General features: G+C 32.1%; 14 protein-coding genes, 6 tRNA genes and 1 rRNA gene. 20 read left to right on the top strand and 1 reads right to left on the bottom strand.

The genetic code is table 11. From position 1 onward, the window contains the following. Positions 1–445 precede the first annotated feature (445 nt). The 16 genes from purB to purD all read left to right on the top strand — a co-directional run bounded on the left by purB (position 446) and on the right by purD (position 9,397). On the top strand, positions 446–1,792 hold the full coding sequence (purB, locus tag METVU_RS08725; RefSeq protein WP_015733816.1) for an adenylosuccinate lyase: 1,347 nt from the start codon (positions 446–448) through the stop codon (positions 1,790–1,792). 257 nt (positions 1,793–2,049) lie between these two features. Next, positions 2,050–2,682: a cobalt-precorrin-8 methylmutase gene (locus METVU_RS08720; protein WP_048197128.1), complete on the top strand. Its 633-nt coding sequence runs from the start codon at positions 2,050–2,052 to the stop codon at positions 2,680–2,682. A 9-nt stretch (positions 2,683–2,691) separates the two neighbouring features. Beyond that, the gene (thiI, locus tag METVU_RS08715) at positions 2,692–3,822 is read left to right on the top strand and encodes a tRNA uracil 4-sulfurtransferase ThiI (protein WP_015733814.1); all 1,131 of its coding nucleotides are present in this window, start codon (positions 2,692–2,694) and stop codon (positions 3,820–3,822) included. A gap of 180 nt (positions 3,823–4,002) precedes the next feature. After that, positions 4,003–4,206 carry a histone family protein gene (locus tag METVU_RS08710; RefSeq protein ID WP_010870446.1) on the top strand — a complete coding sequence of 68 codons (204 nt, stop codon included), beginning with the start codon at positions 4,003–4,005 and terminating at the stop codon, positions 4,204–4,206. Between the two features lie 139 nt (positions 4,207–4,345). Next, positions 4,346–4,417 (top strand) — tRNA-Arg (locus METVU_RS08705). Between the two features lie 110 nt (positions 4,418–4,527). Then, a complete protein-coding gene (locus METVU_RS08700) occupies positions 4,528–5,229 on the top strand; it encodes a TIGR00297 family protein (protein WP_015733813.1) in 702 nt (233 codons plus the stop codon). 134 nt (positions 5,230–5,363) lie between these two features. Further along, positions 5,364–5,440: transfer RNA gene (locus METVU_RS08695), tRNA-Thr, on the top strand. Positions 5,441–5,472: 32 nt separating this feature from the next. Beyond that, positions 5,473–5,550, top strand: a tRNA-Pro gene (locus METVU_RS08690). A 7-nt stretch (positions 5,551–5,557) separates the two neighbouring features. Next, positions 5,558–5,634 (top strand) — tRNA-Tyr (locus METVU_RS08685). Positions 5,635–5,716: 82 nt separating this feature from the next. Continuing rightward, positions 5,717–5,790, top strand: a tRNA-Lys gene (locus METVU_RS08680). Between the two features lie 12 nt (positions 5,791–5,802). Further along, positions 5,803–5,917: ribosomal RNA gene (gene rrf / locus METVU_RS08675) — 5S ribosomal RNA — on the top strand. Between the two features lie 19 nt (positions 5,918–5,936). Beyond that, positions 5,937–6,014 (top strand) — tRNA-Asp (locus tag METVU_RS08670). A gap of 107 nt (positions 6,015–6,121) precedes the next feature. Beyond that, the gene (locus METVU_RS08665) at positions 6,122–6,742 is read left to right on the top strand and encodes a 4Fe-4S binding protein (RefSeq protein ID WP_015733812.1); all 621 of its coding nucleotides are present in this window, start codon (positions 6,122–6,124) and stop codon (positions 6,740–6,742) included. After that, on the top strand, positions 6,723–7,391 hold the full coding sequence (locus METVU_RS08660; protein ID WP_015733811.1) for a DUF434 domain-containing protein: 669 nt from the start codon (positions 6,723–6,725) through the stop codon (positions 7,389–7,391). Before METVU_RS08665 ends, METVU_RS08660 begins: the two co-directional genes overlap by 20 nt. Positions 7,392–7,486: 95 nt before the next feature. After that, positions 7,487–7,987 (top strand): MJ0936 family phosphodiesterase, encoded by a 501-nt coding sequence (locus tag METVU_RS08655; RefSeq protein ID WP_015733810.1) that lies wholly within the window; start codon positions 7,487–7,489, stop codon positions 7,985–7,987. Positions 7,988–8,062: 75 nt separating this feature from the next. Continuing rightward, a complete protein-coding gene (gene purD / locus METVU_RS08650; RefSeq protein ID WP_015733809.1) occupies positions 8,063–9,397 on the top strand; it encodes a phosphoribosylamine--glycine ligase in 1,335 nt (444 codons plus the stop codon). Positions 9,398–9,469: 72 nt separating this feature from the next. Here the strand turns inward: purD and METVU_RS08645 are convergent, their stop codons facing one another. Beyond that, positions 9,470–10,201, bottom strand: a complete 732-nt coding sequence (locus tag METVU_RS08645; protein ID WP_015733808.1) for an ABC transporter permease — start codon at positions 10,199–10,201, stop codon at positions 9,470–9,472. 126 nt (positions 10,202–10,327) lie between these two features. Here METVU_RS08645 and METVU_RS08640 point away from each other — a divergent pair, with 126 nt between their 5' ends. From METVU_RS08640 to METVU_RS08625, 4 genes are all read left to right on the top strand, one after another. After that, positions 10,328–11,140 carry a YkgJ family cysteine cluster protein gene (locus tag METVU_RS08640; protein ID WP_015733807.1) on the top strand — a complete coding sequence of 271 codons (813 nt, stop codon included), beginning with the start codon at positions 10,328–10,330 and terminating at the stop codon, positions 11,138–11,140. 174 nt (positions 11,141–11,314) lie between these two features. Next, positions 11,315–12,295, top strand: coding sequence for a tetratricopeptide repeat protein (locus METVU_RS08635; RefSeq protein ID WP_015733806.1), 981 nt, complete (start codon positions 11,315–11,317; stop codon positions 12,293–12,295). A 204-nt stretch (positions 12,296–12,499) separates the two neighbouring features. Further along, positions 12,500–13,471, top strand: coding sequence for a tetratricopeptide repeat protein (locus METVU_RS08630; protein ID WP_015733805.1), 972 nt, complete (start codon positions 12,500–12,502; stop codon positions 13,469–13,471). A gap of 179 nt (positions 13,472–13,650) precedes the next feature. Next, a complete protein-coding gene (locus METVU_RS08625; RefSeq protein WP_015733804.1) occupies positions 13,651–15,624 on the top strand; it encodes an ATP-dependent DNA helicase in 1,974 nt (657 codons plus the stop codon). Positions 15,625–15,641 lie beyond the last annotated feature (17 nt).

Raw genomic sequence — 15,641 nt, 5'->3', positions numbered from 1 at the left:
GGTAATTTTTCTTATTTCATTATAATATTTTTACTAATATTTATAGTTTTCCATACTATAAAATTTCTACCCATAAATAACCCCTTTTCTTTATAAACCTTTTAACAAAACAATTCAAACTTTTATTTAAAAAACAACAATAAACAGAAAATAAAAACAAAAAACACACTTAATCAACCATGGATTTCTAAAAACAACTATAATCAATTAAAAACTCTAAAAAATCCCTATAATCAAACACATCCAAATATAAAAAACAATAAAACAAACCACCCCTTAGAAACCAACTAAAACCAAATAAAAAACAAAAATCTAAACTAAAAACCTAAAAATCAAACAAACAGAAACAAACAACAAGATAAATAAAAAATAGCATATAGTTAAAATATAAAAAGCATTATCAATTTATTAGAAAATGGGTGTAATAAATCTATTTGGTGAGAAGATGGCTGTGCATCCGATTGATTATAGATATGGAACAGAGGAAATGAAGAGAATATGGGAAGAAGAAAATAAATTAGAAAAAATGTTAAAGGTAGAGGCGGCATTAGCCAAAGCACAGGGAGAACTTGGTTTAATTCCGAAGGAAGCGGCAGAAGAGATAAACAAAAAAGCATCAACGAAGTATGTAAAGTTAGAAAGAGTTAAAGAAATTGAAAAACAGACGAAACATGATGTTGTTGCAATGATCAGAGCTTTGGCAGAGGTATGTGAGGGAAATGCTGGAGAATATATTCATTTTGGAGCTACATCAAACGATATTGTCGATACTGCTAACTCTCTGTTATTAAAAGAGTCCATGGAGGTCATTGAAAACAAATTAAAGCAATTAAGAGACATTTTATTAGATAAAGCGGAAGAGCATAAATATACTGTCTGTGTTGGAAGAACTCATGGACAGCATGCAATTCCAACAACCTACGGGATGAGATTTGCTCTATGGGCTGCTGAGATTGATAGACACTTAGAGAGGTTAAATGAAGCAAAAAAGAGAATATGTGTGTCTATGATTACAGGGGCTGTTGGGACAATGGCTGCAATGGGAGAGAAAGGGTTAGAAGTGCATAAAAGAGTTGCTGAGATCTTGGGTTTAGAGCCGGTTTTAATTTCAAACCAAGTTATACAAAGAGATAGACATGCAGAATTTGTCTTTTTATTGTCTTTGATAGCCCAAACATTAAATAAAATTGGTATTACAGTTAGAAGTATGCAAAGAACTGAAATTGGAGAATTAGAGGAGGAGTTTGATCCTACAAAACAGACAGGATCATCTACAATGCCACACAAGAGAAACCCTATAACATTTGAGCAGATTTGCGGTTTATCAAGGGTTGTAAAATCACTATGCATTGCTGAAATGGATAATATCCCATTATGGGAGGAGAGGGACTTAACAAACTCATCAGCTGAGAGATGTATATTTGCAGAGGTTTGCGTTTTAACAGATCATATATTAAATTTGGCAATTAAAGGAATTAAAAAATTGAGGGTAAATAAAGAAAATGTCGAGAGAAATTTAAACTTAACAAAAGGGCTTATAATGGCTGAGAGAATAATGATTGAACTGGCTAAGAGAGGAATGGGTAGGCAAACAGCTCATGAGATTGTAAGGCAGTGTGCAATGAAGGCCTATGATGAGAAAAGACACTTAAAAGACGTTTTATTGGAAAATGAAGAAGTTATGAAATATTTAACGAAGGAGGAGTTAGATGAATTAATGAATCCTAAAACATATATTGGATTGGCCCCTAAAATAGTTGATGAAGTGATTAAGACGTTAAAAAATAAATAAAATCAAGGGCAAACATTAATTTACACCTCCGAGCGTATGCGAAGAGGTGTTAGTTTTGATGAACCTTTATTAAAGGTTCATCCTAAGGGCATATATTGGATTGGCCCCTAAAATAGTTGATGAAGTGATTAAAACGTTAAAAAATAAAGAATAAAACCTTAAAATAAAATATTTATTTTTTACGTTATATTTTTTATTTAATTTATTATTTATTATCTATTCCAATCTTTTAGTAAGAGGGGATTTTTATGGGTTTTATGGGAGCAATATCAAAAGATGGACTTAATATTGCAAATAAATCAAGGGAAATAGTAAAAAATAAAATAAAAGACGTCTTAGGGGGTAAAATAAATGATTTTAACGAAGAAGAGATGGGAATTATAGAGCGGGTGGTTCATGCCACTGCCGATCCTGAGTATGCCAAACTTTTAGTATTTAAAAATAATCCAATAGTGGAAGGAATTAAAGCAATAAAAGAAAAAAAACCGATAATTGTTGATGTAAATATGATTAAAGCAGGGATTAGATATGACAACGTTAAATGCTTTATAGATCATCCCGATGTTTTTGAAATAGCTAAAAAAGAAGGAATAACAAGAGCAGTTGCCTCAATGAGATTAGCAAAGGACTTAATAGATGATGGAATTGTAGTTATTGGAAATGCTCCAACTGCATTATTTGAAGTTATAAGGTTAATTAAAGAAGAGGATATATATCCAAGATTAGTTATAGGAGTTCCGGTAGGGTTTGTTCAAGCAACAGAGTCAAAAGAAGAACTCAGAAAGTTAAACATATCCAATATCTCAACGGTTGGTCCAAAAGGTGGAACTCCTGTGGCAGTTTCGATAATAAATGGTATTATTGCCTATGCAAAAAAAGGAAAAGCTTAAGGGGGGAAGATGGAAATATTAGTTAGATATGGAGAAATTGGGTTAAAATCTACCCCAATTAGAAGAAATTTAGAGGAGATTTTGAGAAAAAACATTATAAAACTATTCAGAAAGTATGAAATAGATGCGGATGTTATAATATTACATAGAAGATTACTTATTAAATTAAATACCAAAAATAAGGAAGATTTAGCAATAAAACTATTAAAAAAGGTTTCAGGAATTGTCTCATATAGTCCGGTTTATGAATGTAGGTTGGATATTGAGGAGATCTCAAACACAGCCATCCAACTGCTAAGAAAAAAGATAAAATCTTTAAATATTGGAGATAATGCTAAAAATATAACGTTTGCAGTTAAAACAAAGAGAAGTTATAAAAAATTCCCATACACATCAGTTGAAGTAAATGAGAAGGTTGGAGAGAAAGTTATTGAAAAACTTGGGTTAAATGTTGATTTAGAAAATCCGGATATTATAATTGGTATTGAAATATTAAAAGATAGAGCATATGTTTTTACTGAAAAATACGAGGGTATTGGGGGCTTACCTGCTGGAAGTCAGGGAAGGGCACTCTGTTTAATATCTGACGGAATAGATAGCCCTGTTGCAGCTTTTATGATGATTAGAAGAGGTTGTAGGGTTGTTTTATTACATTTGAAGATGAGCGAAGAGGCATTAAATAAAGTTAGGAAGATCGTAGAAATTTTAAGTGATTATGATACAGATTTAGAATTTGTCGTTTATGATTATAAAAAGGATATGAACAACCTCATAGAAAAACTGTCCCAAATAAAAAAAGAAAATTACACATGCATATTTTGTAAAAAGAACATGCTTAAAGTTGCTAAAAAATATGCTAAATATTTAGATTGTGATGCCATAATAACAGGAGACAACTTGGGACAAGTTGCTTCTCAAACGTTAAAAAACTTGAGGGTTATAAGTGAAGGAGTGGATTATTTGATATTGAGGCCATTAATAGGTCTTGATAAAGACGAAATAATTAAAATAGCCAAGAATATTGGGACTTACGAAATATCAACTGAAAAGGAGATAAAATGTCCTTATCTACCAAAACATCCTAAAACCGTTGCTAAGCCAGAAGAAATCAAAAAGATTGAAGAAAAAATTAAACTTTGAAGTTAGTTTATTTCATTCACTTTGACAAATTAACAAATTTGCAAATTTATAGAAGTAAGATATTCTATATGCATTTTTCCCTATGGTTGACAATTTTCCAAAAAACTTCAAAACCAAACCGAAAATTTTAAATACTGCCTCAATAATAATGTCATCTTGTAAAATTTTTGAGGTGATATTATGGCTGAGCTTCCAGTTGCACCATTTGAAAGAATCTTGAAAAAGGCAGGAGCAGAGAGAGTTAGTAGAGCTGCTGCTGAATACTTAGCAGAGGCAGTTGAAGAAATCGCATTAGAGATTGCAAAAGAAGCAGTTGAATTAGCTAAGCACGCAAAAAGAAAAACAGTAAAAGTCGAAGACATAAAATTAGCTTTAAAACAATAAATTTCAGACAATTTTAATATTTGGGATTTATATTATTTCAATTTTTAATATTTTTTATCTTTCACTTATTGCTAATTTTGATAAGAAGAAATTTGCTGTTTTAACAGTTTATTAATCTTTAATTGTTAATATTTAATATGCCCTGGTGGTGTAGCGGATAGCATAGGGGACTTCGGATCCCCTGACCCGGGTTCGAATCCCGGCCAGGGCTTCATTTCCTTATAAATTAAATTTGTTGTATACTCTCCCTCTAATGATCAGTAAAAAATCTTAAAAATATTTTAAAAATATTTAAACCAAATATTGGGTTTAAAAGTTGGGATGATGCATATTGCAAAACTATTTCTCTCAATAATCATCGTATTGATCTTAGCAGTAGTAATTAAAAAAAGTAAAAGCTTAGATAATGCAGGGATTGCTGGATCTACAATAATGGGATTTCTTTTGCTGTATTTTTGTGGGATTGGTTATTTTCTCCTACTACTGTCTTTTTTTATTCTTGGGGTTTTAGTTAGTAGAGCAGGTCTTGAAAAAAAGAAAGCTAAGAAAATTGATGAAACAAGAAGAGGTCTGAGAAATGTTATTGCTAATGGATTGATCCCTTTAATATTTGCAATTTTAACGATTTTTGGTTTTAGTTTTGGATTAGTGGGGTTTGTTTCTGCAATAGCTGCTGCAACGTCAGATACTTTTTCCTCAGAACTTGGAGTGCTATCTAATGAAAAACCTAAATTAATAACAACATTCGAGACAGTTGAAAAAGGAACTGATGGGGCAATAACGTTATTTGGAACACTTGCAGGGTTATTTGGAGCTTTCTTAATAGGGTTAATCGCATTTCTGTTATTTGGAGATATTAAACTCGTTGTCTGTGGAACTATCGGAGGGATTATGGGAAATTTAGCAGACAGTTTAGTCGGAGCAGTATTTGAAAGGAAGGGAATATTAAACAATGAGCATGTTAACCTAATTGCCACAATCGTTGGAGGAATTGTTGGAATCGCTATATATATTGTTGTATAAATTATTAAATAGTTTTAAATGGTTTTTTTATCTTTTATTATATTTCAATTTATTTCAATATTATATAAATTGGAAAGAATAAACAACCGAAAACTTTATATACTACATCAGTAATTTACTAATACTGCAAGCGTGCCTCGGTGGCTCAGCCTGGTAGAGCGCCTGACTTGTAATCAGGTGGTCGGGGGTTCAAATCCCCCCCGGGGCTCCATTTGAAACTTTATAAAGGTTTCATTATTATGGGGGCCTGTGGGGTAGCCTGGTCTATCCTTTGGGATTTGGGATCCTGAGACCCCAGTTCAAATCTGGGCAGGCCCACCATTTTTGTCCGGCGGTAGTTCAGCCTGGTAGAACGGCGGACTGTAGATCCGCATGTCGCTGGTTCAAATCCGGCCCGCCGGACCATCTCCCACTTATGGGGAGAACCGAAAAGTATATATATGAGAAATACAATAAGTTTGGAACGCACGCGAGCTAAGGGCTGAGAGGGCCCGTAGCTCAGTCTGGCAGAGCGCCTGGCTTTTAACCAGGTGGTCGAGGGTTCAAATCCCTTCGGGCCCGTTATTTCTTTGGCACGGCGGTCATAGCGGGGGGGCTACACCCGAACCCATCCCGAACTCGGAAGTTAAGTCCCCCAGCGATGCCCCGAGTACTGCCTTCTGGCGGGAAAGGGGCGACGCCGCCGGCCACTTTTTATTTTTTTATGAGCCCTGGTGGTGTAGCCCGGCCTATCATACGGGACTGTCACTCCCGTGACTCGGGTTCAAATCCCGGCCAGGGCGCCAAAATTTTATTTCAAATTATGATTATGTTTTATAGTTTTTATTTTTTTAAAAATTAATTTGTATATTTAAATATATATGACATATTTAATATTTTTGACGTGAGATCTATGGAAGAGGAGTTTTATAAAATTCTTAAAGGAAAGGGTTTGATAAAAGCCATTATAAAAAATATCTTCTTAACAAATAGGAAAAAATTTAAAAAGCCATCAAAAACCAAACCAATTCAATTAACTGAATGTATAGGTTGCGGTTTGTGTGTGAGTGTTTGCCCAACAAATGCAATATCGATATTTAAGTTTAGAGAAATAATCTGTGCTCATTGTGGTTTATGTGTTGATGTCTGTCCAACAAATGCGATTATAGAAGATAGATTTACAATAGATAATGATAAATGCTTAAAATGTGGAATATGTGTGTTAGTTTGCCCTATTCCAATAATTAAAAACGAAATTCCAAAACCAAAAACTCCAATTATAATAAAAGATCGATGTAATAGTTGTGGTTTATGCGAATGTGAAGCTATCGATGTGATCAACAAAACCATCGATCCAGAAAAATGTAAACTCTGCTTAAAATGTGTTGAAAAATGTCCATTGCAGGCAATTTTAGCTCCTGATGAGTATGTAAACTCTCTTATTGTTAAAGTGGATATAGATAGTTGTATATTTTGTAGAGAGTGTGAAGATGTTTGTATAATAAGGAGAGATTATGACACTCGAGAGGGCTAAGGAGGATTTCAAATATTTAATAAATAGAGGATACAAAAAAGATGTTGCATTGAATTTTGTGGCAAATCACTATAAGTTGAGTAGAGAGGATCGACTTAGAATTGTTAGAACTACTCACAGTGATGAGGAAGTAAAACTTACTAAAAAGAAATTAAGAAAATTAAAAGATTTAAAAGGAAAAACATTATATATTGATGGATTTAATGTCCTTATCGGTTTGGAGGCACTAATCAAAGGAAATGAAGTTGTCTTATGTGATGATAATATTTATAGGGACTTTGAGAACGTTTATGGAAAGTATAAATTAAATGACTTCACAGACACTGCTATATATCTTTTATTAACTATTCTCAAATATAGCAATATAACTCCATGCATATATTTAGATTCCCAGGTGTCTAAAAGTGGAATTTTAGCAAAAAAGATCAGAGAGGGAATGAAAGATCTTAATATTAAAGGAGAGGTTTTTTGTGTTAAAAATTGTGATTTTGAACTTAAAAACAAGGAGAGTGTTGCAACATCAGACAGTATAATAATAAAAAGTAAGGGCGTTAAATATGTTGTAGATTTGATAGGTGAAGCGAAGATTTTTTTGATGAAGAATCAACAACTATTGAGTCCCAAAAGTGTAAAAATAAATGATATATAATAAAAAAATAAATAAGATAAATTATAACCCTTAAAACAAAAAACTTTATAGCCAACTTTAAATCAGTTTATAATTTTGAAATTCCGAGGGATAAAATGAAAATTGGAATAATAAGCGACACTCATGACCATATTCCAAACATACGAAAAGCGATCGATATTTTTAATGAGGAGGAGGTAGAAACCGTAATTCACTGTGGAGATTTTGTAAGTTTGTTTGTGGTAAAGGAATTTGAGAATTTGAATGCCAATATTATAGCAACGTATGGAAATAACGATGGAGAGAGATGTAAGTTAAGGGATTGGCTAAGAGATATAAATGAAGAGAACATTATAGATGATTTTATCTCTGTTGAGATTGATGGTTTAAGATTTTTTATCACACATGGACATCATCAGTCAGTTTTAGAGATGGCAATAAAATCCGGGTTGTATGATGTTGTTATCTATGGCCACACCCATGATAGAGTGTTTGAAGAACTTAACGATGTGTTGATAATAAACCCTGGAGAGTGTTGTGGTTATTTAACTGGGGTTCCGACAATAGGGATATTGGACACTGAAAAAAAAGAATACCGAGAGATTGTATTGGAGTAATAACAAGATGTAGAACACTTAAAATAAATATCACATATTATTTGTTGTGTTTTATTTAATAAAAGAGGTGATAATGTGAAAGTTTTGTTAATTGGAGGAGGAGCAAGAGAGAGTGCAATAGCTCATGCTTTAAAAGAAAATGAAAATGTGAAGTTATATACCTTAATGAAAAATAAAAATCCAGGAATTGCAAGATTATCTGAAGAAGTAAAATTAGCAAAAGAGACGGACTTGGAAGCAGTTAAAGAATTTGCTGAAAAAATTAAACCTGATTTAGCAGTTATCGGCCCAGAGGCACCTTTAGGGGAAGGTGTTGTTGATCTTTTAGAGGAGTTGGGAATTCCAGCAGTTGGTCCAAGCAAAATGGCTGCTCAAATAGAAACAAATAAAGAATTTATGAGAAACTTATTTAAGAAATACAATATAAAGGGCTCTTTAATATATAAAGCGTTTGACGAGTATGGGGAGGAATTGGAAAGTTTTATTGATGAGTTAACTCAAAAAGGAATCAAAGTAGTTGTAAAACCAGTCGGATTAACAGGAGGAAAGGGTGTTAAAGTTGTTGGAGAGCAGTTGAAAGATAATGAAGAAGCGAAAAAATATGCAAAAGAGGTATTTGAGAGTGGATTGGGTGGAGGTAAAGTTCTGATAGAGGAAAAGTTAGAGGGTGTTGAATTTACGCTTCACGGATTTGTGGATGGAGATACAATAAAGTTTACACCATTTGTTCAAGATCATCCTCATGCCTTAGAGGGAGATAAGGGAAGCATAACAGGGGGGATGGGCTCTTATTCATGCCCAGATCATAAATTACCATTCATGACCGATGAAGATGTTAATTTAGCAAAAGAAATCATGGAAGAGACAGTTAAAGCATTAAAAAAAGAAGTTGGTGGCTACAAGGGAATTTTATATGGGCAGTTTATGCTAACTAAGGAAGGGCCTAAAATCATTGAATACAACGCAAGATTTGGAGATCCTGAGGCAATGAATCTTCTTTCAATATTAAAAAGTGATTTTTTAGATGTTTGTAAGGCAATTGTAGACAAAAAACTTAAAGATCTTGAAGTTGAATTTGAGAACAAGGCAACTGTATGTAAGTATGTCGTTCCTAAGGGTTATCCAGACAATCCAGTTAAAGGAGAGCCGATTATAGTTAATGAAGAGGCAATAAAGAAGTTGGGTGCAATTTTGCACTATGCATCAGTTAATGAGGAGAATGGAAACATATATATGACAGGATCGAGAGCTGTTGCTGTGGTTGGTGTTGCAGATGATATAAAAACTGCAGAAAAAATTGCTGAAGAAGCAACGAAATACATTAAAGGAGAGGTTTACCATAGGAGCGATATTGGGAAGATTGATCTGATTAAAAAGAGGATCGAGAAGATGAAGGAACTTAGAGGTTAAATTATTTTCTGTTATTTTTATCTGTTTCTGTTTTAATATTTGCTTTTAATTTATCGATTTTTTATTTTTATATTAAGCCCTAATAATCTCCTTATACATCAAGTAGCATATTAAAATACTCGAAATTACAGAAGAACTTAATATCATCCACATTATTACAATTTGAATTTCAGCAGCGTAGATTGGATTTGCTCCACTTAGCAACATCCCAACCATCGCTCCCGGTATGAAGATAACACCAACGGACTTCGTTCTGTTCATCTGGGGGATGATAGCTGATCTTACCGCATTTTTGATAAAAGGTCTCAACGCCTCTATCTCTGTAGCTCCAAGTGCTAAGTATCCCCAAAGTATATCTCGTTCTGATTTAACCATATCAATGATTTTATCAAGGGCTAAGTGAACAGTATTCATCGTATTTCCAATAACCATTCCCATAAGTGGAATTACATATATTGGCTCGAATTTAACAACTTTTGGAATAATTAAAATTGCCAAAGAAACTGATGTAGTTGCTAAAAAAGTAAGAAACAAGCTAATAAATAATTTTGACTTATGAGATAATTTAATTTCTCTCATTATCAAATAGGATGCAAGTGTTATCATAAAAAATATCATTAAAAATGCTCCAATCATTCCAAAAGAGAATATATATAGCAAAACAAATCCAAGTATAAAGAGTTGTATTAATGCCAATATTGAAACATATACTATCTTCTTTTCTATTCCCAGCTTTTCTCTATATGCAATCAAAACAGCAAGCACCACAAATAAAAATGCATACGTAAGCTCTATCAATAACATCACCGTAAAATTTATAATTAAGATTATTAACCTCTTAGTATAATATTTTTACTATATGAAACTTTAAAATCTTTAAAATTTTTATGAGTTTTATTCAATTATAAAATTAAAAGGACAGTGATCTCTATGGACTGGGAAATAACGTTTAAAGGGATAACCTATCAATGCATAAATTGTGCTTATTGCTGTTCATGCGAAAAATGGAGAATATACTTAAATTATTTTGATAAGATACGTTTAAAAAACTATGAATATGCAATAGAAGAGTGTTGTGGGGATTTTAAATATAGATTAAAGGTTAATGAAAAAGGTTGTGTTTTATTGAACAACAATTTATGTAAAATTCATTTAGAAAAAGGGATTGAGTTTAAACCGTTAATGTGTAGGATATTTCCATTTAGTTGTATGGTAAAATGGGATGGAACTCCCCTCTTAATAATAAAACATTACTGTAAAGGAATCCAACATGGAGAGGTTGATAAGCGAGTGATAGAGGAGGTTATAGATCTAATAAAGGAGCTATATTTTGATAATTTTGAGAAGATAATAAATGCTGGGATGGAGTATAGTAGTAAGACACGACTTTATGAGGATTTAGAGATCACATGGGAAGAGAGAGAAGAGTTTGGTAGATATATCTTTGGTGCTGAGACATTTGATATGTTATTAGAGAGATGTTATGAAGTATTTGGGCATGAAAACGATAGATTGTTTAGTAAGATAGATGAGATAAAGGTCAATTTAATGAAGTTTGATACCAAAAATAATGAAAGAGAAATTGTAAGATATTTGTTAGAACTTAATAGAAGGGAGCATTTTAGAAAAATGTCATTTTATAGGGAAGTTGAAACACTCTTGGACATTGGGAACTATTTAACAAGATTCAAGGACGTGTTTGTAGGAGAGGGGGAAGTTGATAGACAGTTATTTTTTAAATAATTTTTGTTAATTTGCAAAAATAATAATTTTTAATTTTAAAAATTGAATACTTATTCATTCGCTTTTACAATTTTAACGATAATACATAATTTTAATATATATCCTAAGACAATAATAAGTTAGTATTTTAAATATTTCGAGTATGAAATTTACTATGTGAATCGGTGAATTGTTATGGAGTTAGAAAATAAAGATGATAGTAAGAAAGAATTTGAAAGAGATCTGAGAGAAACGGATGTATTGGCATCATTAACGTATCTTTTAAAGTCATATGAGTGTAGGGATAGGGGGGATCTATTGGAATCTCTTTATTGCATAGATATGGCTCTTGAAATTAATCCAAAATTTAAATTTGCAAAATTTTTAAAAGCAATATCTTTGGCAATCTTAGGAGAGGTTGGAAAAGCAATAGAATGCCTAAAAGAAATAACTTCAAATTCAAACGATCCAATTGCATATGCACTTCTTGGACAACTTTACGAGATTATGGGTAATTTAGATGAGGCATTAAAATGTTATGAGAAGTCATTAAATATTGAAGAGAAATTTGCAACCGCATTCTTCTTTAAAGCATTATGCCTCTGCTTTTCTGGGAGATATGAAGAATTAATAAAGTGCTGTGATAGGTTAATTTCACTATCTCCTAATTTTATCCCTGCATATTTATTTAAAGCACACATGCTTGGAAAACTTGGGAAGTATGAGGAGGCACTTGTTTGTTTAGACAAAGTGCTTGAAATAAACGAAAATGATAGAAATGCGATATATTTAAAAGCATTACTTCTTAAAAGAGTTGGAAAATTAAATGAAGCTCTTAAATACTATGAAAAACTTATTGACGAGTTAAATGTGAGGTGGTTGGGAGTTATTAGGGATGCGATCTATCTCTGCTTTTTATTCAATAAACTTGAAAAAGCGAAAAAATATATAGAGATGGGGCTTGAACTAAGGCCAAATGATCCAAGTTTATGGTATTTTAAAGGAAGGTTGTATGAGAAACAGGGAGATCTTGAAAAGGCATTAAAATATTATGATAAAGCGATTAAATTAATGCCTCATCATACAAAAGCTCTATTAGGGAAAGCCAGAGTTTTAGAGAAATTGGGTAGAATTGAAGAATCAGTTGAATATTACAACATGGCACTTGATAGATAATGTCTAAAATTTAAAATTATTTAAAAAATACTAAAAATTTATAAAATAAAATTTAACAAAAAATATTTTATATACTCAACTACAAACATTAAAAGTGTGTTGATGTATTGATTAAGATTTACCACAATAAAAATAAATCAAACATTAGATCAAATTTTAAAACCATTTAATCTCTAATTTTTAATTTTTTATGGTGGTTGAGATATGAACAGAAAAAAAACCCCAAGAGTTGATACGTTAGAGGCAATTGCAAATGTTCTAAGATCATATCGTGAATTATTCGAAGGAAATTTGATAAAATCAATATATTATGCTGAAAAATCGTTAGAATTAGAGCCGGACTTTTATATGGCTTTATTTTTAAAAGGTCTTGCATTATCTGCTAAGGGGGAGATAAAGGAAGCAATAGATGCATTTGAACAACTTTTAAAGTTAGAATCAAAAAATCCAATAATGTGGATGATTTTGGGACAACTTTATGGAATGAGTGGAAACTGTGAAGAGGCATTAAAATGCTACAACAAAGCACTCGGTATTGAAAATAAATTTCCATCTGCTTTCTTATTAAAAACCATATGTTTAGAATTTTTGGGGGAGTATGATGAACTGTTAAAGACATACGATGAAATTTTAGCATATACACCAAATTTTGTTCCGATGTGGGTTAAAAAAGCAGAGATCTTGAGAAAACTTGGAAAGTATGAAGAGGCACTTTTATGCCTCAATAGAGCATTGGAGTTAAAACCAAAAGATAAAAACGCACTATATCTTAAAGGAGTTTTATTAAAAAGAATGGGTAGATTTAAAGAAGCGATCGAATGTTTTAAAAAATTGATCGACGAACTAAATGTTAGATGGATAGATGCAATAAGGCATGCTGTTTCTTTACTACTGCTAATAGGTGATCTAAAAGATGTAGAGAGATACATAAACATGGGTTTGAAGATAAGGGAAGATGACGTTGCTTTATGGTATTACAAGGGAGAACTTTACCAAAAACTTGGAAAATTGGGGGAGGCACTAAAATGCTACGATAGAGTTATCGAATTGCAACCTCACTACATTAGAGCACTGCTCAGTAAAGCTAAAATATATGAAAGACAGGGAGATCTTGAAAAGGCGGTAGAGTATTACAACAAAGCAGTGGAGAACACACATAAAGATTACGACCAGTAAAAAATAGGATAGATAAAGTTTTCAATACAATTTTTGATTTTCCTTTCATGTCAAATACTTTTTACACTTTTTTAATTTTCATTTAAATTTTTTGATTAATATTTTAATAATTTATCAAATTTTTAATTAAAATTTTTAATTAACAACAAACAATTTAAATCCAAACGGAGAGGAAAGTTATGGATTTTGAGAGGTATATTGAAGAGAAATTCCCATATCCAAAGGTTAGAGAGCCCCAAAAAAAGATGATGCTAAAAATTTACAACTGTATAAAAAATAAAAAAAACTTGATAGTAGAGGCACCGACAGGCGTGGGTAAAACACTGAGTTATTTAATTCCTGCTTTATACTTTGCAGAGAGAGGGAAGAGGATTTTAATCCTAACAGAAACAATAGACCAGCAGGTTAGGATTTATGATGATTTAAGTTCATTAAAACACAATTTAAATGTTGCCTTTTTAATGGGAAAAAGTAATTTTATATGCAAATCAAGAGGAGGAAAAGCAAATCGTTTATACTGCCAATTAAATAAAAAATGCCTTTATAGGCCAAACAGAAAACCAATCTGCTACTGCGGATTAAAAAAGCATCAGGTAAAGTTGGGAGATAAAGTTATATACTACTGCCCCCTCTGCACGTGTGAATATCAAAAGGCAAAGATCGATAGTATGTTAGCTGATATAGTAGTGATGAACAATAGCATGTTTTATTATGCAAAAGAGGAAATTGAAGCGAGTAGAGGTATAGATGTAATAATATGTGATGAAGCCCACAAATTGGAAGGAAGTGTTAGAAATGCCTCAACCATAGTGATTAATCCTGAATTATCAATAAATAGATTAAAATATATGGCAATACATTATGCTCCTCCAATATTGAGAAAGAGGTTGGATGTTGATGATGAAAGCTTTTGGGAAATTTTAGAGAGATATCTGATTGGAAAAGACATAGATATTGATGCATGTAAAGATACGATTATATTTGATGGGGAGAGCGTAAGATCCTGGAAGTATAAGGAAGAATTGGCTATCTTAGGGGTGATCTTAAATGCCTATTACCAAATAAACAACATAAAAAATAAAATATTGAATTTTAAAGAGAATGAAGAGATCGACAGAAAGGAATTAAGATTTGAAATAGATAGTAGGGCGTTAATTGCCATAGAACTTGATTTTATCCATAGGAAAAAGTTATCTGATATGTATCTTCTCGAATTTATAGAAAATATTAAAAATTTGAAATATATAAATGACAATTATGTCATATATAGGAGTGGATCGTCTCTACTCTGCGAGCCCGTTTTTGTTAGCAGTTATTTGAAGGAGTTATATGGAAATGCTGTGGTTATACACTGCTCAGCGACAATTGGGAACTTAAAAATGCATGCTTTGAAAACAGGGGTTGAAAAACCAGAATTTCTGACATTAGATAGCCCGTTTCCAAAGAATAGAAAAAAGATATTTGCCTTAAAAGACGGCGTTGATATGAAATATGAAAAAAAAGATAGAAAAAAAGCAAATGAGAACCTATTAAAAATATTAGAAGCAATAAATGGGAATTCATTAGTTTTATTTAAAAGTTTTGAAGATTTGGACAGTTTTTATAAATACTTAAAATCAAACCTTAACAAAACATCAATAAAAAATAAAAACATCCATGTGTATGAGCAAGGAATGGATGGAAATGAAGCTAAGCAATTAAAAGAGCATTTTGAAAAAGTTGGAGGGATTTTGTTAGCAACTGGAAGATTTGCTGAGGGTGTTGATATTCCGGGAGAGGCACTTATTGGTGTGGTTATCGATGCCCTTCCGTTTCCAGTTCCAACCCCACTTATAATGAGGGAACAGAAACTCTTAGAGGAGAAATTTAGAAAAAAAGGAGTTAAAGATGCTCATTGGAGAGCTTTTTTAATGACATCTTTTGACAGAATGGCAAGAACGCTCGTTCAGATGATTGGGAGATTAATAAGGACAGAAGAAGATTATGGAGTTGTAGTTATCCAAGATAAAAGATTCTCTGATTGGGTGGGTAGGGTTATGATCGAAAAAGGATATTTAAAGGAAAGATACGAATCAGTTTCATTAAGCTATGCAATAAATGCTATTCCAAAGTTTATGGATCAATTTAAAATAAGTGAAAATCATAAACGATAAAAATAAAGTATATTTAA

It is taken from the genome of Methanocaldococcus vulcanius M7 (genome assembly GCF_000024625.1).
Lineage (GTDB): Archaea > AGJL01 > Methanococci > Methanococcales > Methanocaldococcaceae > Methanocaldococcus > Methanocaldococcus vulcanius.
The sequence above is the reverse complement of the archived record's forward strand: the minus strand, read 5'-3'. Positions and strand labels throughout refer to the sequence as shown.

Coding starts and splice junctions, on each gene's coding strand:
- purB (WP_015733816.1), top strand. CDS start 446: ATGGCTGTGCATCCGATTGATTATAGATATGGAACAGAGGAAATGAAG.
- METVU_RS08720 (WP_048197128.1), top strand. CDS start 2,050: ATGGGAGCAATATCAAAAGATGGACTTAATATTGCAAATAAATCAAGG.
- thiI (WP_015733814.1), top strand. CDS start 2,692: ATGGAAATATTAGTTAGATATGGAGAAATTGGGTTAAAATCTACCCCA.
- METVU_RS08710 (WP_010870446.1), top strand. CDS start 4,003: ATGGCTGAGCTTCCAGTTGCACCATTTGAAAGAATCTTGAAAAAGGCA.
- METVU_RS08700 (WP_015733813.1), top strand. CDS start 4,528: ATGATGCATATTGCAAAACTATTTCTCTCAATAATCATCGTATTGATC.
- METVU_RS08665 (WP_015733812.1), top strand. CDS start 6,122: ATGGAAGAGGAGTTTTATAAAATTCTTAAAGGAAAGGGTTTGATAAAA.
- METVU_RS08660 (WP_015733811.1), top strand. CDS start 6,723: ATGACACTCGAGAGGGCTAAGGAGGATTTCAAATATTTAATAAATAGA.
- METVU_RS08655 (WP_015733810.1), top strand. CDS start 7,487: ATGAAAATTGGAATAATAAGCGACACTCATGACCATATTCCAAACATA.
- METVU_RS08645 (WP_015733808.1), bottom strand. CDS start 10,201: ATGTTATTGATAGAGCTTACGTATGCATTTTTATTTGTGGTGCTTGCT.
- METVU_RS08640 (WP_015733807.1), top strand. CDS start 10,328: ATGGACTGGGAAATAACGTTTAAAGGGATAACCTATCAATGCATAAAT.
- METVU_RS08635 (WP_015733806.1), top strand. CDS start 11,315: ATGGAGTTAGAAAATAAAGATGATAGTAAGAAAGAATTTGAAAGAGAT.
- METVU_RS08630 (WP_015733805.1), top strand. CDS start 12,500: ATGAACAGAAAAAAAACCCCAAGAGTTGATACGTTAGAGGCAATTGCA.
- METVU_RS08625 (WP_015733804.1), top strand. CDS start 13,651: ATGGATTTTGAGAGGTATATTGAAGAGAAATTCCCATATCCAAAGGTT.